The following is an 18,778-nucleotide window of genomic DNA, read 5'->3' on the forward strand; positions in this document are numbered from 1 at the left end:
GCGGCGGTGGGAAATCACCCGATCAAGGCGGACGTGACGGGATCGACGGACACGACCCGACCGGCCGGGAACGCCGCGGGGCTGAGCGCGCCGCACGGGTCACGCCTGCGTCCGGGGCACGCCGTTCCCGACCAGGTGGCGGTGATCGGCGGCGGGATGGTCGGGCTGTGCGTGGCGTGGTTCCTCCAGGACCACGGCAGGCGGGTGACGGTCTTCGACCGCGACCACCTCACCGCCGGGCCCACCTGGGCCGGAGCCGGATCGTCCTGGGGCAACGCCGGCTGGCTCACCCCGGGGCTCGCGACGCCCCTGCCGGAGCCCGCGGTCCTGCGCTACGGGCTGCGGGTGCTCCTGCGCCCGGACTCACCGGTGTACGTGCCTCCGGTCGCCGATCCGGGGCTCGCCCGCTTCATCGCCGGATTCGTCCGGCACAGCACGACCGCACGGTGGCGAACCGCCATGCGTGCGCTGGTGCCGTTGACCCGTGCTGCTCTCGGTGCCTTCGACGAGCTCGCGGCGGGCGGCGTGACCGCGCCGACCCGCGCCGCCAACCCGTTCCTGGCCGGCTATCGCGCCCGGTCCGGCCTCGACGCCCTCCTGACGGAGCTCGCCGAGATCCGGGCGACCGGCCAGCCCGTCGATGCCGAGGTGCTGGGCCCGGCGGCCGCCCGCGACCTCGAACCTCTGCTGTCCGAGCAGGTCCGGTACGTCGTGTCCGTGCATGGGCAGCGGTTCTGCGATCCCGGCCGCTTCGTCGCCGCCCTCGCCGACAGCGTCCGGGAACGCGGCGGCCTCGTGCACGAGGCGATGGCCATCGACGAGGTGCGCGAGGCAGGTGGCCGGGTGGAACTGCTCGGGCCAGGGGGGCCCGGTGGGCCTTACGACGCGGCGGTAATCGCCACCGGCGCCTGGCTTCCCCGGCTGGCCCGTCCGTTCGGGGTCCGCCTTCCCGTCCAGGCCGGTCGCGGATACAGCTTCCTGGTCGCGACCGAGCAGCCGCCGAGCGGTCCGATCTACTTCCCCACCTCCCGGGTGGCCTGCACTCCCCTGGGGGACGGCCTGCGGGTCGCCGGCATGATGGAGTTCCGCCATCCGGACGCGGCGGCCGACCCGCGGCGCATCCGGGCGGTGGTCGAGGCGACCCGCGGCCTGCTGCGCGGAGTGGACCTGGACACCCGCACCGCCGAATGGGTGGGACCACGCCCGTGCACCCCGGACGGTCTGCCGCTGATCGGCCCGACCACCTCGCCGCGTGTCTTCATCGCCGGCGGGCACGGCATGTGGGGCATCACCCTCGGCCCGGTCACCGGCCGCCTCCTCGCCGACGCCATCGCCACCGGTTCGCCCGCGGCCGAGCTGTCGCCGTTCGATCCGCTGCGTTGATGGCGAAGCGGATCAGGCCCCGATGCGGGCGACTCGATGCGGGTGAAGGGTCAGAACTCTCTGTAGTCAGAGTAGTCAGTTCTGGGCTTGAGATGACCTTTGGGATGACCAGGGAGGGACGACCGGCAGCCCCTGCACCTCCAATCGCTCCGCGACGGGCAACGGCTGCGGGCGCACGGTGAGCGCCGGGCCGCCTACCGGCTCCCGGACCTTGATTTCCAGGGTCCGGGTCTGGCCGCGATCGACGGTAAGATAGGTGGAGAGCACGGGATGCCCGGACTCGGAACCGCTGGCAAGGCCGATGGGCACACCGTCGAGCCGGGCACCGACGAGCCAGCTGCCTCGGCCCGTGTACACCGAGAGCCAGAGATTGTTCTGCGCCCGGGGATTCCCAGCGGCGTCCTTGAGATCCTGCCGGTGGCGCACATAGGCCGGCAGCCCGTCCGGGGCGGCGTTGGTGAGCCGGATCGTGATCGTCGCCACGCCGGCGCCGTTCGGCTGCCGCTGCAGGCGGTAGGTGGTCTGCCGCCGTAGCCAGTAGTCCAGCTTGCTCGCCGTCGCGTTCTGGGTGACGACCCCGAGAAACGGCCCGGGCACGTCCGGCAGCGCACCACCCAGCGCCGTGGACGAAAGAATCCGCTGCTCCTCGGCGTGGTTGCTGGATATTTCCAGCCGGCCCTCGCGAGCGGCCCGTCCCAGCGCGGTCACGAGTTTCGTCGTATCACCGGCTCCCGACTCCACGGCCGCATAGACGGCCTGACCGACCTGGGCGAAGAAGCGGTCGCGGGCGGCCGCGTCCATGATCTTGCCATAGACGCGCGACTCGACGAGATCGACCAGGTGCTCCGCGGCCACCGACGTGCCGTCGGGGAGCACCGCGGGCCGGCTCGCGGCGAGAAGATACGACAACGTCGTGGGGTCGACGCTGATCGTGCCGTCGACGTCGAGGCCCGTGCCGGCCCGGTAGAACGCGCTGTAGAGCCTGCCGGCCATCGGGTAGTCGGGGGTCAGGTTGATATTCGCCCAGATACGGTCGGGCCAGAAGGCGCCGTAACGGGCCGCGAACGGGACCGGCAGCCTCGTCGCGGGTCGCTGCTGGGTGGGGCCGCCCGGCAGAGCACCATTGCCCGAGATGCCGTCGAGGGACAGCCGCCCGTGCTCCGCGGTCAGCAGGCCGAACCCACCGATGATCCCCCCGTTGGCGCGGGACTCGGCCGGGTTCTGGACGATCAGCAGGTAGCGACGGGCACCGCCCCCGCCGAGCATGGCGGGACCGACCCGGGCGGCCAGAACGACGGTGCCCAGCGCACCGGACAGGCGCCGGCTCCGGTCGATCATCTCGGCGCGGGCGTCGGCGATGCCGCTGGCCCGCCCGGCCCATCCGCAGTCGGGTACGTTCTCCACTGCCGCCTGCAACGCGGAGATGGCGTTGAAGGATCGCTCGGCCGGGCGGCGGACCGCGGCAAGCGCCCGGACATTGATCGTCATACGCTGGCGCAGCACCCGCGGATCGAGGGAGGGACCCAGGTCGGCCACGGCCGGCAGGCTGGTGCCGGCGACCGCGTCCACCTCTCGGATCAGTGTTGCCGCCGAGCGCAGCGGGCAGCCGGCGACGGGCAGCCGCCCGAACGCCGACCACACCGGATCCGAGGTCAGGGCCCGCGCATCGGTGGCCCGCCGCTGGATCTGCTCGAGCTGCGACCGCAACTCGGCCTCGCGGGGAAAGTCTCCGCTCAGAACCTGCCGCTGCAGGACGGCGATCCGCTGCCTGGCCTCGTCAAGACGGGACTTGGCCAGTAGTCCGCGCACGACCACCCAGGCGGTCATCGCCACCAGCACGACGAGGGCCGTCGCGACCCCGGCGGCCAGCCGGCGGTACCGGGCCCGGCGACCACGATGACGCCGGCGACCACGGCCGACGCGGTGCTGCCCCGCCCCGGCCTCGCCACCGCCACCCACGTCCCGCCCACCCACGCCACCTTCACCCACGTCCCGCCCACCTATGTTCCGCCCACCCACGTCCCGCCCGCCCACGGGCGCCCGCGTGAGCAGGTCCGGAACCCGGTCCAGGTCCGGAACCGGATCTAGGCCCACCGGATCCGGGCCCGGAGCGGACCCGGTGCTCTCCCCCGGTGGCGAACCCGTCATGGGGAGAACGGCGGCCGGGTCGCGCCGTCGTCATCCGGCGTCGTCCCGCCAGCCGGATCCGTACCGCGCGGTGTCCTTCCGCCGACGGAGATGATCTCCTCGGCCGATCCGCGTGCCGCCGGCACCCTGACGTGCGGTCCGCCGCTCGGGCCGGTCGTGGCGCTCGGGCCGGTCGTGGCGCCGTCGGGCAGCGGGTCCCGCGCCGAGCTCGGCTCGTCGCCACCGTCGACTATCCCGAGACGCTCCGTGGTGGCGGGAACCGGCGTCGCGGCCGGAGCAGGAGAAGCCGGAGCCGGTGGCGGCAGCGCCGGTGACGGAGGCGAGATGACCGGCCAGGCGGGCCGGACTCCGGAATCGGGCGTCGGGATCTCCAGGGTTCGGGGCGAGGAGGTCCTGGCGTGCCGGCCGCGTGGCGCGTAACCGTCGCGCGGGCCGTAGTCGTAGGCGTCGGGTCCCTTGACCGGCACCATGTTCAGCACGGTGCCGATCATCCGGGCGTCGACCGCCCGCAGCGCCTCGACGGCCCGCCGGAGGTGCTCGCGGCGGGTCCGACCGGCCCGCATCACCAGCAGAACCCCCTCGACCCGGGTGGCGAGCACGGCCGCGTCGGTCACCGGTAGCAGGGGCGGGGCGTCGACCAGGATGATGTCGAAGCGGGCGGACAGCAGGTTGATGAGTTCGGCCATGCCCTTGGAGCCGAGCAGCTCGCTGGGATTCGGCGGGATGGGGCCGCTGGCGAGGACCTCTACGCGCCCCTCCCCGACCCGGCCCTCCCCCCAGGGCTGCAGGACGTCGTCGAGGTCCGCGGCGCCGATGAGGACCGAGGTGAGCCCGGCGGCGGACTCGACCCCGAGGTACTCGCCGAACGACGGCCGTCGCAGGTCCCCCTCGATCAGGCAGACCCGCGCACCGCCCTGCGCCAGGGTGATCGCGAGGTTGCAGGCCACGGTGGTCTTGCCCTCACCGGAGACCGCACTGCTCACCAGGATCGATCGAGGTCCGGTGTCCACCTCGATGAACTGCAGGTTGGTCCGCAGCTGGCGGAACGCCTCCGCCCGGGCCGAGCGGGGCCCGGTGTTGACAATGAGGGGATGCCGGGCGGCGGCACCGTCGTAGCCGATGACGGCGAGGTTGGGCAGCTCGGTCGTCTCACGGGCGTCGTCCTCACTGGACACGCTCGTGTCGAGGCGGTACCGGACGACCGCGGCGGCGATGCCGACGATCAGCCCGAGCAGCACTCCGAGCGCGAGGTCGCGGATCGGCTGGGGCGAGACGGGCGAGACGGGCAGCTTCGCGTGTTCCCAGACAGTCACCCGCACGGAGGGCGGTTCGTCGACCGACGGCGTCTCGATCTCCGCAATGGTGGTGGAGAACGCCTCACCGACAGCATCTGCGATGATCATGGCTCGTCTCGGGTCGGGATCGCGCACGACGGTCTGGAGCAGCACGGTGTCCGGGACGGCGTGCGCGCTGATCTGGGCCCGCAGGGCCTCCGGAGTCGCGTGCAGGTGCAGGCGTGCGATCACGGCCGTCGCCACCCGCTCGCTGGCCACCAGGTTGGCGTAGGACTTGACGCGTTGCTGGGAGAACAGGCCTCCCTGGTAGGCCGAGACGGCTCCGGCGCCGTTGTCCGACGAGGAGACGACCATCGTCACCGAGGCGGCGTACTCTTTCGTCGTTCGCCAGGTCGCCGTGGCGGCCAGCAGCCCGCCGAGGACCATGCCGGCAATCATGATCATCCAGCTTCGGCGCAGAACACGGACGTAGTCGCGCAGCTCCACCCGTCGACCACCCTCCCGGGACCTCGGTCCCGACCACTCACCGTCATCGAAGACTGACTCAACATACTCGATGGGTAGTCATTCTTTTACTCTTAGCCACGCTTACTCTATGGCCCCATGTGGAGACGTAGAGTAGACGGAGTGAGTCATGGTCGGTGGACAGCACACATCGCACGGCGCGCCTCCCGGCTCAACCTCCGCCAGCGGGTTGGCCTGCAGATCACTCTGGACAGCGCGGCGCTGGTCCTGGGCCTCATCTCGGCCCAGATCGGCCGCTTGGACTTCACTCTCGGCGCGCTGAGCGATCTCGGCTTCTGGGTCATCTGCACGCTCGCCGTCTGCGTGCTCCACTTCCTGGGCACCGCCCTGCACCTCTACCTGGGGCGCTACCGCTTCGGCGGCTTCGAGGAGGTCCTCGGCCTGCTCGTGTCGGTCCTGCTCACGGTCGTCAGCGTGGTCGTCGTCATCGCCGTGTTCGGCTCCCCGAGACCCGTCCCGCTGAGCGTGCCGCCGCTGGGCGGCGCGGTGGCCCTGGTCGTGATGTTCGGCATCCGCTACCTCTGGCGGCTGACCGAGGAACACCTCCGCCGGCCGAACAGGGACCACGCCGAACCGCTCCTCGTGTTCGGCGCCGGTGACGGGGCCGAACGGGTACTGGCGGCCATGCTGCGCACCCGGGACAGTCCCTACTACCCGGTCGCGCTGCTCGACGACGACCCGAGCACGCACAACCTCCAGCTGCTCGGGGTCCGGGTACGTGGTGGCCGGGAGCGGATCGGCGCCGTCGCCGAGTCGACCGGGGCCAGGACCCTGCTCGTGGCGATCCCCAGCGCCGACGGCACACTGCTGCGGGAGATCAGCGCAATCGCCGAGGGCGCCGGGCTGACCGTGAAGGTGCTTCCCCGCGTCGCGGACCTGATCGACGGGCGGGTCGGCGTCGGGGACATCCGTGACCTCGACCTCGCCGACCTCCTCGGCCGGCGGCAGATCCGCACCGACATGTCCGCCGCCGCGAGCTACCTCGCGGGCCGACGGGTGCTCGTGACGGGGGCGGGCGGATCGATCGGCTCGGAGCTGTGCCGGCAGATCTCCGGCTACGGGCCGGCCGAACTGATCATGCTGGACCGGGACGAGTCGGCACTGCGCGCGGTGCAGCTGTCGATCTCCGGCCGGGCGATGCTCGACGACGACGCCATCGTGCTGGGCGACATCCGCGACATCGACCTGATGACCACGCTGTTCACGGAGCGCCGGCCCGAGGTCGTCTTCCACGCCGCCGCGCTCAAACACCTCCCGTTGCTCGAACGCTTCCCCGGCGAGTCAGTGAAGACCAACGTCTGGGGCACTCTGACGATCCTGGAGACGGCCGTGGCCTGCGGCGTCGACCGGCTGGTCAACATCTCCACGGACAAGGCGGCGAACCCGACGAGCGCCCTCGGCTACTCGAAGCGGATCACCGAGCGGCTCACCGCGTGCCTCGCCCGCCGGGCCCGCGGAACGCTGGTCAGCGTCCGGTTCGGCAACGTCCTGGGCAGCAACGGCTCCGTCCTGACCGTCTTCGCCGGCCAGCTGGCCGCCGGCGGGCCGATCACCGTCACCCACCCCGAGGTCACCCGGTACTTCATGACCATCCACGAGGCGGTGCAGCTGGTCCTGCAGGCTGGGGCGCTGGGATCACCCGGCGAGGCCCTCGTCCTCGACATGGGCGAGCCGGTGCGCATCGCGGACGTGGCCGCCCGGCTCGTGGCTCGGGAGAACCGGCCGATCGAGATCGTCTACACCGGGCTCGGCCGCGGCGAGAAGCTCCATGAGGAGCTCCTCGGCGCAGGCGAGGACGACCATCGACCGCACCACCCGCTGATCTCGCACGTGGGCGTGCCCGCCCTGGACCCGACCCATGCCCTCGCCCTCGATCCCTGGGCCCCGCCGGAAGAGGTGCTGGCCGAACTCGCGGCCCTCGCCGGCACGGACGCCGCGGCGGACGAGGTCCCGGCCGGCGCGGACGTGACCGGGCGGATTCCCATCCAGCCCACGGCGTCCAACCGTCGACCGCACCCGGCCCGGTAACCCGTTCGGGAAGGTCAAAAAGTCGTGAATGCCGACGATGGCAAGCGGATCGTTACAGCGATCCACATCACGGCGTGCCGTCACGGCGTGCCGTCACTGCCGCCTCGCACGGGGGCCGCACTCGCCGGTGCACGGGCCCCAGCCGTCACGGGAGGACGGCTGGGGCCGGTGCCCGGTCCGCCCCCAGCCGGTCGGCGTACCAGGCCACGGTTGCCGTCAACGCGGTGGTGAGATCCGCCCCGGGCGCGTCCGGGAACAGCGAACGCATCGTCGTCGTGTCCGCCTGGGAGTCCCGGATCTCCCCGGGCCGGGGCGCGGCGTGCTCGACGACCAGCCGCCGGCCGAGGATCCCCTCCAGCCGGACGATCAGGGTGAGCAGGTCGGTACGGGTCCCGGACCCGATGTCGACCGGGTGTGGATGGGTCAGCCGGCGGCGCACCGCATCGCACAGCATCCCGGTGACCAGCTCGACAGGGATGAAATCGCGCGTCTGCCGGCCGTCCCCGTGCACCGTCAGCGGCCGGCCGGCCAACGCAGCCTCGATAAAGGTCGGCACCACGGCCGCGTACGTGTGCCCGGCGGACTGGTACGGGCCGAACACGTCGAACAGTCTGACCGTGAGCACCGGCAGACCGAAACTGGCCTGGTAGGACAGCGCATATCCCTCGGCGGCGAGCTTCGAGGCCGCGAAGGGACTGCGCGGAAGGCACGGGGTGCCCGCCGACCGCGGCAGCGGGCCCGCGCCATCGGCGGCCGACCGGTCATCGGCCGCCGGTTGAACACCAGCGGCCGATTGATCACCATAGACCGATGAGGAGGACACGACGACGACGTGCGTCTCGGCCCGGTGGGCGACGCCGAGCACCGTCAGGGTGCCGGTCGCGTTCACCGCGTGGGTGGCCATCGGGTCGAGCAACGACCGTTCGACCGACGGCCGGGCAGCCAGGTGCACGATGCTCGACGCTCCGGTGCACGCCTGTTCGACCAGCGTCCGGTCGGTCACGCTGCCGACGACGAGCTCGGCCGGCAGCCCGGCGAGCTTCGACAGGGCCCCGGTGCTCAGATCGTCGATCACGACGACCTCCGCGCCCGCCGCGAGGATCGCTCTGGTCAGGTGGGCCCCGATGAAGCCGGCCCCACCCGTCACGACTACCTTCACCATTCATCACCCTTCGAGATAATGATGATACGAATAGTAGTATAATCGGTCGCCTGCGCCGGCTATCTCTTCACGAAGAGCGACACCACGCCATCCAGAAGGTCAAATCGACTACTCTGAGTGTCAGATTGAACTCGTCTAGATAGGGGGCTACGGTCGCCGCGTGCCCGCTCACCTGCGCTCGCTGGTCATCGTGGGCGCGGGAGGGCACGGCCGGGAACTGCTCGATCTGGTGGAGGCGGTCAACGCGGCCACCGAGGGTCCCCGCTACGACGTCCTCGGCTTCGTCGATGACGACCGCGTGGACCCGGATCCACTCGCCCGGCGCGGAGCCGCGCTCCTCGGTGGACTCGACCTGCTCGATCGGCTCGACGCCGACTACCTGATCGGCTTCGCCGACGCGGCCACCCGGTCCCGCGTCGACCGGTACGCCAGCGCCCGCGGCCGGCGACCGGCGACCCTCGTCCACCCCCGGGCCAGCGTCGGAGGTGACGTGAAGCTCGGGCCGGGTACCGTCGTCTGTGCTCTCGCCAGCATCACCACCAACGTCGAAACCGGCCGGCACGTAGTGGTGAACATCGGCGCCAGCGTGGCGCACGACTGCCGCCTGGGCGACTATGTCACGGTCGCGCCGGGGGCCCGGCTCTCCGGTGCGGTCGCCATCGGCGCGCGGGCGTGGATCGGCGCGCAGGCGAGCATCGTCGGCCTGCGCAGCATCGGCGACGGAGCGGTTGTGGGAGCCGGGTCCGTCGTCACCGACGACATCCGGGCCGCGCAGGTCGTCGCCGGGGTGCCCGCCCGGCCGATCCACATCGCACCCGAGCACGCCGCACCCGAGCAGCCGCAACCCGAGTCAGGTGGGGCACACACGACGGCGAGGCTCGCCAGCCCTCCGCCCAGTCAGCGGGACGCCCCACCGTGTGGCTGATCCGCACCCCTGACCCGACTGCGCCCCTGACCCGACTGCGCCCAACGGGCCCGGCGGCACCACCTCGGGCTCTACGATCAGCGTGTGGAGCGATGGTTCAACATGTCGGGTTGCGATAACGCGCGAGATCTGGGTGGGCTGCCTACCCTGGACGGTGCAACCACCCGATGGGGGGTGTTCCTGCGCACCGACTCCGTCCAGGCCCTGACGGGCGGTGACGTGCTCACGCTGCGGGAGACATTCGGGCTACGCATGGTCATCGACCTACGGGCCAAGGAGGAGGCGGAGCGGGAGGGCCGCGGGCCGCTCGCCTACGAACCGGTCGCTTACCACAACCTGTCCTTTCTCCCCGGTGAATGGGTGATGCCGGACGACCCGCGCTACCCTGCCATCGTCAAGGACCGCGACTCAGCCGACCGAATCGAGCACTACCTGGACTACCTGCGCCTGGCCGGGGACTCGGTGGCCAGGGCGCTGCACCTGCTGGCCCAGCCGGCGGCGGGCCCGGCCCTGTTCCACTGCGCGGCGGGAAAGGACCGTACCGGCGTGCTCGCTGCCCTGCTCCTCAGTCTCGTCGGCGTGCACCCCGAGGCGATCATCGCCGACTACGTCCAGACGAACGAGCGCATCGACCGGGTCAACGCCCGCCTGGCCGACCGACCGTCCTATAACCACTCGGTGACCTCGCTCACCTCGGGCCAGCTGGCCTGCCGGCCCGAGGTCATGCGGGGCTTTCTGGCCGGTGTCGACACCGGTTGAGGCGGTCCCGCGGCCTGGGCTCGGCACACCGGTCTCACCGAGACCGACCTGCGGTCACTGCGCACGGCCCTGGTTGGATAGCTTCGCGTGGACGAAGACCCTCGGGACGTGGCATGACGACGTGGGCAACGGGACACCCCCGATCCCGGGGACGGACAATGTGCGGATGATCAATGGGGCGCCCGCACGTTCTACCCTGGCCGCGTTCATCGTCATCACCCTGATGAGCGGCTGTGGCGTACTGCGGTACCCCCACCTCGACGTGCCCGACGACCTGGTCCCGGTCTTCCGGTCCGCGGCGGCGACCTACGGTGTCCTGACCGCCGCGCAGCTCGCGGCGCAGGCCCGGGTGGAGAGCAAGTTCGACGCGCAGGCGGTCTCGCGCGCCGGCGCCCGGGGCATCATGCAGTTCCTCCCCACCACCTGGGCCGAATTCGGGATCGACGGCAACCACGACGGGATCACCGACCCACTCGACCCGCTCGACGCCATCCCGTCCGCGGCCTTCTACGAGGCCCGGCTCGCCCAGGAGGTCGGGTATCTACCCGGCGACCGGGTCTCGCTGATCCTGGCCGCCTACAACGCCGGCCCGAGCGCCGTGCGAACCGCCGGGGGCATCCCCGACTTCCAGGAGACCAGGGCCTACGTGGCGAAGGTCCACGGCTGGGCGGACACCTACTCCGACCGGCTCTGACGCCCGGTGACCGGCAGACGCCCGGTGACCGGCAGACGCCCGGTGACCGGCAGAGTCGTGGCGATGGCTCATAGGACCCGGAGTGCCTCGCCGGCCACGGCAACCTCGTCCCCCGGCGCGAGCTGCCGGCCCCGCCGGGTCTCGACCTCCCCGTTGACCCGCACCATCCCGCCCGCGAGCAGCTCCTTCACCTCGGACCCGGCCTCGACCACATCCGCGAGCTTGAGGAACTGCCCCAGCCGTATCCCGTCTCCACGAATGCTCACCTCGCGCATACCCGCAGCATCCCGCATCGCCTCCGCTCCCGCCCCACTCCCGCTCCTGTGGCCTTCCCGCCTCGGCACCATCCCCCGTTCGGTGAATTCCACGCCCGGGACCAGGCCCGACCGACCGGGGTATCCCGAACCACCCGTCGGAGCCACCTGCCGGGACCGGCAATGCGCCGAGACCAGCGACGTGCCGGGACCCGCAATACACAGGGGTGCGGGACGGCTGAGGCATGCTGACGGGCGTGGCAGCCTCCTCCTCGGATTCCTCCTCGGACGCAGCGACCGGGACAGCCCGCCTTGAACCGGGGGCACCCCCCGTCCCCACACCGGCATCCGAGACCGAGCCGAGCCCCGAAACCGAGCCGGTGCCGGAGCAATCCGTCGACTACCCGGAGCCGCGTATCCCTGATCTGGGCAATCCGTGGTCGGCCGGCGGGGCCAGCCCCAGACCCGACGGCGACCAAGCCCGACCCACATCGACCGGGAGCACACCCGGCGGAGAAAGCACCAGCGAGGTGATCCGCCGGGTGGAACGGTCGAGCGGGATGCTCGCCTCCCGGGCGGCGGCCCGGATGGCGGAGGCGCTGCCCTGGTTCCCAGCCATGTCGGCCAGTCACCGCGCCGGAATTCAGCTCGTGGTGCAGGCCGGCATCTCGTCGTTCGTGGAGTGGTGCCGGCGGCCCGACCACGCCCGGGATCTGTCCGAGGACGTCTTCCGGGTCGCCCCGCGGGAACTCGTCCGCGCCGTGACCTTCCGCCGGCTCGTCGATCTGGTCCGGGTCGCGGTGGAGGCGATCGAGGCCGAGGTGCCGAACCTGGCCGGCCCGGAGCACGAGCAACGGCTGCTCGCCGATGTCCTGCGCTACTCCCGTGACATCGCGTTCGCCGGCGCGGTCGTCTACGCCCGCGCCGCCGAGGAACGCGGTGCCTGGGATGCCCGGCTGGAGGCGCTGGTCGTCGACCACGTGGTCCGGGGCGAGGTCGACCGGGCACTGCCGTCACGGGCAGCCGCGGTGGGCTGGCGTAACCCGCCGTCCGTCACCGTCATCATCGGCACGGCCGGGAGCAACTCGCCGGAGGTGGTGGTCGACGAGGCGCACCGGCTCGCCCGCATGGCCCAACTGGAGGTTCTCGCCGGGGTCCACCATGATCGCCTGGTGATGGTGGTCGGCGGGAATTTCACTGCCGGCAGGGACGGCATCGGCCGTCCCGAGATGACCCTCCAGCCGGAGAACAGCGTCGAACCTCCCCCCACCGCGGGTACCCGCCCGGCCGGCGGCACCGCGCCGGTGAACACCGTCCTCGACGCGGCCCGGGCGCTGCTTCCCGCCTGCGGGCCGGGCCCGGTGGTGATCGGCCCGGTGGTCGGTGACCTGACCGGGACACCGCACGCGGCGCGGGTCGCCCTCGCCGCCACGGACGTGGTCGCCGCCTGGCCGGCCGCGCCCCGGCCGGTCATGGCCCGGGCCCTGCTCCCGGAACTCGCCCTCGCGGGGAACGTTGACGCCCGGCGGGCGCTCATCGACGAGGTGTACGTCCCGCTGCGCGACGCCGGTACCCCGCTACTGGAGACCGCCGGGGCCTATCTCGACTTCGGCTCGTCGCTGGAGGCGACGGCCCGGGCGCTGTATCTCCACACCAACACGGTCCGTTACCGACTCCGTAAGGCCGCCGAGGTGTGCGGGCTGGATCCGGCGGACCACCGCGAACGCTTCATCCTGCATATTGCGCTCGTTCTGGGACGCCTCGACGGTGTGTTACCTACAGGAAAAACATGATCGTTCAAGTCCTCCCACACCCCTCTCACCCCCGCGCGAGAATGGTCACATCGAACTACTTTGCAGGTCCGTCATGCCATTCCAGGCCGATGTCAGCGTCGCGCAGTAACGTCCGATCCAAACAGATCGGTTTGTAGGACACCTACAACATCCGGTCGACACATCGGTGAGTAGCCGCCAGCGACAACCAGTCCTCGTGAAGGGTTAGGTGAACAGGTGCTCGCGATCCTCGCGCCCGGCCAGGGTGCACAGACCCCCGGACAGCTCCGCGCCTGGCGCGGTCTCGAGGGGGCGGAGGAACGGCTGCGCTGGTGGTCCGCCGCAGCCGGGATCGACCTGCTCGAAGCCGGGTGCGAGGCGCCCGCCGAGACAATCCGGGATACGGCGATCGCCCAGCCGTTGATCGTCGCGAGCGGGCTGGTCGCGGCCGAACAGCTCGGGCTGCCGGTCACCTCCCCGGTCGGATCGGACACCCTGGTGCTGGCCGGTCACAGCGTCGGCGAGATCACCGCTGCGGCCCTCACCGGTACCCTCACCGCCGAGGAGGCCCTCGTCCTGGTGGCCCTGCGGGGACGCGCGATGGCCGAGGCATCCGCCCGGGTCGAGACCGGCATGACGGCGCTGCTCGGCGGTGATCCCGAGGCGGTGACCGCCCGGTTGAGCGAACTCGGCCTGACCGCCGCCAACCGCAACGGTGCCGGGCAGATCGTCGCCGCCGGCACCGCCCGCGACCTCGCCCGGCTCGCCGCGGAGCCGCCCGCGGGTGTCCGGCCGCGTCCCCTGTCCGTCGCCGGCGCTTTTCACACCCGGCACATGTCCTCCGCGCGCGACGCGCTGGCCGCGGTCGCGGGCGGCATCCGGCCCGGGGTGCCGCGGGCCGCCGCGCTGTCCAACGCCGACGGGGCGATCGTCACCGACCCGGCCGAGCTGATCAGCCGGCTGGTGGCCCAGGTCGCGGCGCCGGTCCGGTGGGACCTGTGTCTCGCGACGCTGCGCGATCTCGGGGTCGGTGCGGTCGTCGAACTCCCCCCGGCCGGTGCTCTCGCCGGGCTCGCCCGCCGGGAACTGCCCGGTGTCACGATCCACGCGGTGAAGAGCCCCGACGACCTGCCCGCGGCCCGCGAGCTGGTCGCCGAGTACCTCGGCGACCAGCTCCTGAGCGCGAGCCCGGCGGGCCCGGCCCCCGGAACTCCACCGGGCTCGACGACGGACGACGCCCTGGTGGGAGCGCAGGCATGACCGAGCTGACCGGTGCCCGCATGCTCGGCCTCGGCGTTTACCGCCCGGCCCGGGTGGTGACCAACGACGAGATCGCCCAGCGGGTCGATACCTCCGACGCCTGGATCCAGGCCCGTACCGGCATCGCCAGCCGGCGCATCGCCGACGACGAGGAGACCATCGTCGCGATGGGCGCCGCGGCCGCGGAGAAGGCGCTCGCCGCCGCCGGCCTCACCGCCGACTCGATCGATCTGGTGATCGGGGCGACCTGCACCTCTCCCTCCCAGATCCCGGGTGCCGGTCCGCAGATCGCCCATCGCATCGGGGCCGGCCAGGCCGGGGCGTTCGACATCAACGGCGCCTGCGCCGGTTTCAGCTACGCGGTGTCGACGGCCGCCGGCATGGTGCGCGCCGGCACCCTGCGCAACGTGCTCGTGGTGGCCACCGAAAGGCTGTCGGACTACACCGACTGGGACGATCGCAGCACCTGCATCCTGCTCGCCGACGGTGCCGGAGCAGCCGTGGTCGGCCCGGCGGAGACGAACGAGATCGGCCCCGCGGTCTGGGGGCACGACGGGTCCCGGCCCGAGACAATCCAGGTCCCCGGCTACGGCGACAACGTCTTCCGCATGGAGGGCCAGGCGGTGTTCCGCTGGGCGATCTCCCTGGTCCCGGTCCTCCGCCAGATCTGCGAGCAGGCCGGCGTGGCACCCGAGGACCTCGCGGGTATCGTTCCGCACCAGGCTAACCTGCGGGTCGTCGAAGCGTTGGTGACGGGTATCGGCGCCACGAACGCCGCCGTTGCCCGCGATGTGGTCGACGCCGGCAACACCTCCGCCGCAAGCATTCCGCTGGGACTCAGCCGGTTGCTGGAAAGCGGCGAGATCCGCCGGGGAGACCCGGTGCTGCTGTTCGGCTTCGGTGCCGGCCTGACCTACTGCGGGCAGCTCGTACGCTGCCCCTGACAACCTCGACCAACCCTCGACGCCGCGACCGTCCCGCACCGCACTGCGGCGAGGCGTCCGATGACCACCAGCCCGACCGCGCCCCTGATCCAGGCGCCCGCGCTTCCGCGCTGGTACGCGGCAGCCCCGCGCACCACCCGCCACCGACCGACAACATCCCATCAGGAGGAACAATCATGTCCCAAGCTGACATCCTCGCCGGTCTCGCCGTCATCCTCGAAGAGGTCGCCGGTGTCGACCCGGCCGACGTGACGGCCGACAAGACCTTCATCGACGACTTGGACGTGGACTCGCTGTCCATGGTCGAGGTGGTCGTCGCCGCGGAGGAGAAGTTCGGGGTGAAGATCCCGGACGACGACGTGAAGACCCTCAAGACCGTCGGTGACGCGGTTTCCTACATTCAGCGGGCAGGTGTCGCGGCGTGACCACGACCCCCAGGCAGGTCGTCGTCACCGGCCTCGGGGCTACCACTCCCCTCGGTGGCGATGTCGCCTCGACGTGGGAGGGTCTGCTCTCGGGCCGCTCCGGCGTCCGGCGTCTCACCGAGGACTGGGTCGAGCAGCTCCCGGTCCAGATCGCCGCGCCGCTGGCGGTGGAGCCGCCGCTGGGTCGGGTCGAGGCTCGTACCCTCGACCGCAGCCAGCAGCTGGCTCTGACCGCCGCGCGTGAGGCGTGGGCTGACGCGGGCTCACCCGCGGTCGACCAGGAGCGCCTCGCCGCGTGTGTGGCCTCGGGGATCGGGGGCGTGCTCACGCTGCTCCACCAGCATGACGTGATCCGGGAGAAGGGCCCCCGGCGGGTGTCCCCGCACCTGGTGCCGATGCTCATGCCGAACGGCCCGGCCAGCACCGTGGGCCTGGCGTTCGGCGCGAAGGCGGGGGTGCACGCCCCAGTCAGCGCGTGCGCCTCCGGGTCGGAGGCCATCGCGCTGGCGCTGGACATCATCCGGGCCGGGCGCGCCGACGTCGTGATCGCCGGCGGTAGCGAGGCGGCGATCTCGGCGCTGACCATGGCCGGCTTCGCGCAGATGCAGGCGCTGTCCCGCCGCAACGACGCACCCGAGGCCGCCTCCCGTCCGTTCGACAAGGCACGGGACGGCTTCGTGCTCGGCGAGGGCGCGGCGATCCTCATCCTCGAGTCGGCCGAGCACGCGGCCGCCCGCGGTGCCCGGGTTCACGGCACCCTGGCCGGCGCCGGCATCAGCTCGGACGCCTACCACATCGCCGCGCCGGAGCCGACCGGTGCCGGCGCGGCCCGGGCGATCCGGGCGGCGCTGCGGTCCGGCTCGTTGGAACCCCGTGACATCGTCCACGTCAACGCCCACGCCACGTCCACCCCCGCCGGTGACGCGGCGGAGGCGCTGGCGTTGCGCAGCGCCTTCGGCGACCACACCGACGAGATCGCGGTGACGTCGACCAAGTCGACCACCGGGCACCTGCTCGGTGCCGCCGGCGCGGTCGAGGCCGTGTTCAGCGTCTTGGCGCTGCGGGAACGCCTGGTTCCCGCGACGCGCAACCTCGATGCTCTCGACGACGAGATCGCGCTCGACGTCGTGCGGATCGACAACCGGACAATCGGCCCGGGCGCCGCGCTGTCGAACTCGTTCGGGTTCGGCGGTCACGACATCTGCCTGGCCTTCACCGCCTGACCAGCCGCACCACCATCCGCACCACCACCCGATGTCACCCGCCGCGGCGCCGGCCACCCCACCACCGCCGCGACACCGCCCGCCGTTCCGGCGAGCGTCATGATCGCCGGACCGAGTGCTCAGCGGAAGCCGGCGCATACCACAGGTGGTCGCGTATCGACCTCCTGCGAAGCAGTCCGACGCCGCTCAGGCAAGGAGACGCACGGTGAGTCTGTCCACGATCGACCGAGTCGACCCCCGCACGCCTCAGGCTCGGCTCGCCCGGTTTTTCGATTCAGACACCCTGTCGCTATTCGCGGTCGGCGACACGTCCGGAGTCGTTGCCGGGCAAGGGCTTATCGACGGGAACGAAATCGTCGCCTTCGCGACCGACCCGACGGTACAGGGTGGCGCAATGGGGCGCGACGGCTGTGCCCGCATCGTTCATGCCATCGAGTCCGCCGTCCGGATGAACTGCCCGGTCGTTGGGATCTGGCACTCGGGAGGCGCCCGGCTTCAGGAGGGTGTCGCCTCGCTTGACGGAGTCGGCCGGATCTTCGCCGCCACGGTGCGGGCCTCCGGCCGGATCCCGCAGCTCTCGCTCGTGCTCGGGGCCGCCGCCGGTGGGGCCGCCTACGGGCCGGCCCTGACCGACATCGTCATCATGGGCCCGGGGGCGAAGGTGTTCGTCACCGGCCCGGACGTGGTGCGTTCGGTGACCGGTGAGGAATGCACCGCCGACAGCCTGGGTGGGCCGGACGTGCACTCCAGGCGCAGCGGCGTCGTGCACGTGACCTGCGACTCCGAGGACGAGGCCGTCGAGCGGACCCGGGCGGTCGCGGTGCTGCTGGCCGATCAGCGCGACATCGGCCCCGTCACCGGACGCGAGCTCGGGGAACTGCTGCCCGACAATCCCCGGCGGGCCTACGACGTACGTCCGCTCGTGAAGGCGGTGCTCGACGACGAGGACGAGGCCGTCGAGCTGCACCCGAGGTGGGCGCCGAACATCGTGACGGTGCTGGGGCGCCTCGGCGAGCGTACCGTCGGGGTGGTCGCGAACAACCCGCTGCGCCGTGGTGGATGCCTTGACGCGACCTCGGCTGAGAAGGCCTCCCGGTTCGTCCGGATGTGCGACTCCTTCGGTGTTCCGCTGGTCGTGCTCGTCGACGTGCCCGGTTACCTGCCGGGTGTGGGCCAGGAATGGGAAGGCGTGGTCCGGCGGGGAGCGAAGCTGCTCTACGCCTTCTCCGAATGCACCGTGCCGCGCGTCACCGTCGTGACCCGCAAGGCGTACGGCGGCGCGTACATCGCAATGAACGCCAGCAGCCTGGGCGCGACCGCCGTGTACGCCTGGCCGACCGCCCAGGTCGCCGTCATGGGCGCCGAGGCCGCCGTCGGCATTCTGCACCGCCGCAAGCTCGCCGAGGTCCCGGCCCAGCGCCGCCCCAGCGTCCTGGCGGAGCTGACCGAGGAGCACATCCGCACCGTCGGTGGCATCGACCGCGCCGTGGAACTCGGCGTCGTCGACGCGGTCGTCACCCCCGCCGCCACCCGGGGCGCGGTTGCCTCCGCCCTCGCCGACGCACTGACCCGTTCCCGCACCGACAAGAACGTGCACGGCAACATCCCCCTGTAACATCCGGATCCCCCCGTTAGTACTGGGATTCCGGCAGCACAAGATCCCCGATAACACCGGATCCCCGATAACACAAGATCCCGGTAACCGGGCGGCGACCATGGCAGCCGCCCGCCACGCGCCGGCTGCGACCCGCGGACCTCGGGTCGCAGCCGGCGCTTCGCATAGCGGGCCGCGATGCGGTGAACTCCAACCGACACCCCGCCCGTATCGCCAGGGCCACTCCTGGCTAGCAGAGCCACTCTGTTACTAGGGTCTGTTTGGGAAGTACGTCCCGGGGTTGGCCGTGGATCTGATGGTGATTTTCGGATTGCATGATCCGTTGTGTGGTGCGGGGTGACCTGACGAACGAGCAGTTGGCTGTGC

Annotated in this window: 14 protein-coding genes and 1 pseudogene; 11 read left to right on the forward strand and 4 right to left on the reverse strand. The window is 71.7% G+C overall.

Going from position 1 to position 18,778, the window contains the following annotated elements; genetic code table 11:
* The first annotated feature begins 6 nt into the window (after positions 1-6).
* Positions 7-1,383, forward strand: a complete 1,377-nt coding sequence (locus tag AC08OQ_RS03300) for an NAD(P)/FAD-dependent oxidoreductase (protein ID WP_476599530.1) — start codon at positions 7-9, stop codon at positions 1,381-1,383.
* A 75-nt stretch (positions 1,384-1,458) separates the two neighbouring features.
* On the opposite strand, the gene AC08OQ_RS03305 is transcribed toward AC08OQ_RS03300, so the two are convergent.
* Positions 1,459-3,531, reverse strand: a complete 2,073-nt coding sequence (locus tag AC08OQ_RS03305) for a DUF4012 domain-containing protein (RefSeq protein WP_476604502.1) — start codon at positions 3,529-3,531, stop codon at positions 1,459-1,461.
* On the reverse strand, positions 3,528-5,312 hold the full coding sequence (locus AC08OQ_RS03310) for a tyrosine-protein kinase domain-containing protein (protein ID WP_476599534.1): 1,785 nt from the start codon (positions 5,310-5,312) through the stop codon (positions 3,528-3,530). The genes AC08OQ_RS03305 and AC08OQ_RS03310 overlap by 4 nt, the downstream gene beginning before the upstream one ends.
* A gap of 117 nt (positions 5,313-5,429) precedes the next feature.
* Here AC08OQ_RS03310 and AC08OQ_RS03315 point away from each other — a divergent pair, with 117 nt between their 5' ends.
* Positions 5,430-7,379 (forward strand): polysaccharide biosynthesis protein, encoded by a 1,950-nt coding sequence (locus AC08OQ_RS03315; protein WP_476599535.1) that lies wholly within the window; start codon positions 5,430-5,432, stop codon positions 7,377-7,379.
* Positions 7,380-7,524: 145 nt separating this feature from the next.
* Here the strand turns inward: AC08OQ_RS03315 and AC08OQ_RS03320 are convergent, their stop codons facing one another.
* Positions 7,525-8,541, reverse strand: coding sequence for an NAD-dependent epimerase/dehydratase family protein (locus AC08OQ_RS03320; RefSeq protein ID WP_476599537.1), 1,017 nt, complete (start codon positions 8,539-8,541; stop codon positions 7,525-7,527).
* 160 nt (positions 8,542-8,701) lie between these two features.
* On the opposite strand from AC08OQ_RS03320, the gene AC08OQ_RS03325 reads away from it, so the two are divergent.
* The 3 genes and pseudogenes from AC08OQ_RS03325 to AC08OQ_RS03335 all read left to right on the forward strand — a co-directional run bounded on the left by AC08OQ_RS03325 (position 8,702) and on the right by AC08OQ_RS03335 (position 10,919).
* Positions 8,702-9,466 (forward strand): NeuD/PglB/VioB family sugar acetyltransferase, encoded by a 765-nt coding sequence (locus AC08OQ_RS03325; RefSeq protein WP_476599539.1) that lies wholly within the window; start codon positions 8,702-8,704, stop codon positions 9,464-9,466.
* A gap of 84 nt (positions 9,467-9,550) precedes the next feature.
* Positions 9,551-10,306, forward strand: a pseudogene (locus tag AC08OQ_RS03330) (tyrosine-protein phosphatase).
* Between the two features lie 85 nt (positions 10,307-10,391).
* Positions 10,392-10,919 (forward strand): lytic transglycosylase domain-containing protein, encoded by a 528-nt coding sequence (locus AC08OQ_RS03335; protein ID WP_462186196.1) that lies wholly within the window; start codon positions 10,392-10,394, stop codon positions 10,917-10,919.
* A 68-nt stretch (positions 10,920-10,987) separates the two neighbouring features.
* On the opposite strand, the gene AC08OQ_RS03340 is transcribed toward AC08OQ_RS03335, so the two are convergent.
* Positions 10,988-11,194: an RNA-binding S4 domain-containing protein gene (locus AC08OQ_RS03340; protein ID WP_173645788.1), complete on the reverse strand. Its 207-nt coding sequence runs from the start codon at positions 11,192-11,194 to the stop codon at positions 10,988-10,990.
* Positions 11,195-11,418: 224 nt separating this feature from the next.
* Here AC08OQ_RS03340 and AC08OQ_RS03345 point away from each other — a divergent pair, with 224 nt between their 5' ends.
* The 6 genes from AC08OQ_RS03345 (at position 11,419) to AC08OQ_RS03370 (ending at position 18,412) form a co-directional block, all read left to right on the forward strand.
* Positions 11,419-12,966, forward strand: a complete 1,548-nt coding sequence (locus tag AC08OQ_RS03345; RefSeq protein ID WP_476611895.1) for a PucR family transcriptional regulator — start codon at positions 11,419-11,421, stop codon at positions 12,964-12,966.
* Between the two features lie 216 nt (positions 12,967-13,182).
* Positions 13,183-14,205, forward strand: coding sequence for an ACP S-malonyltransferase (locus tag AC08OQ_RS03350; protein WP_476599544.1), 1,023 nt, complete (start codon positions 13,183-13,185; stop codon positions 14,203-14,205).
* Positions 14,202-15,149: a beta-ketoacyl-ACP synthase 3 gene (locus AC08OQ_RS03355; protein WP_476599546.1), complete on the forward strand. Its 948-nt coding sequence runs from the start codon at positions 14,202-14,204 to the stop codon at positions 15,147-15,149. The genes AC08OQ_RS03350 and AC08OQ_RS03355 overlap by 4 nt, the downstream gene beginning before the upstream one ends.
* 176 nt (positions 15,150-15,325) lie before the next feature.
* On the forward strand, positions 15,326-15,574 hold the full coding sequence (locus AC08OQ_RS03360) for an acyl carrier protein (protein WP_011437861.1): 249 nt from the start codon (positions 15,326-15,328) through the stop codon (positions 15,572-15,574).
* Entirely contained in the window at positions 15,571-16,797 is a 1,227-nt protein-coding gene (fabF, locus tag AC08OQ_RS03365; RefSeq protein ID WP_462186200.1) for a beta-ketoacyl-ACP synthase II, read from the forward strand. Before AC08OQ_RS03360 ends, fabF begins: the two co-directional genes overlap by 4 nt.
* 205 nt (positions 16,798-17,002) lie before the next feature.
* Positions 17,003-18,412 carry an acyl-CoA carboxylase subunit beta gene (locus tag AC08OQ_RS03370; protein WP_476599548.1) on the forward strand — a complete coding sequence of 470 codons (1,410 nt, stop codon included), beginning with the start codon at positions 17,003-17,005 and terminating at the stop codon, positions 18,410-18,412.
* The last annotated feature ends 366 nt before the right edge of the window (positions 18,413-18,778 follow it).

It is taken from the genome of Frankia sp. CcCS3, assembly GCF_977927575.1.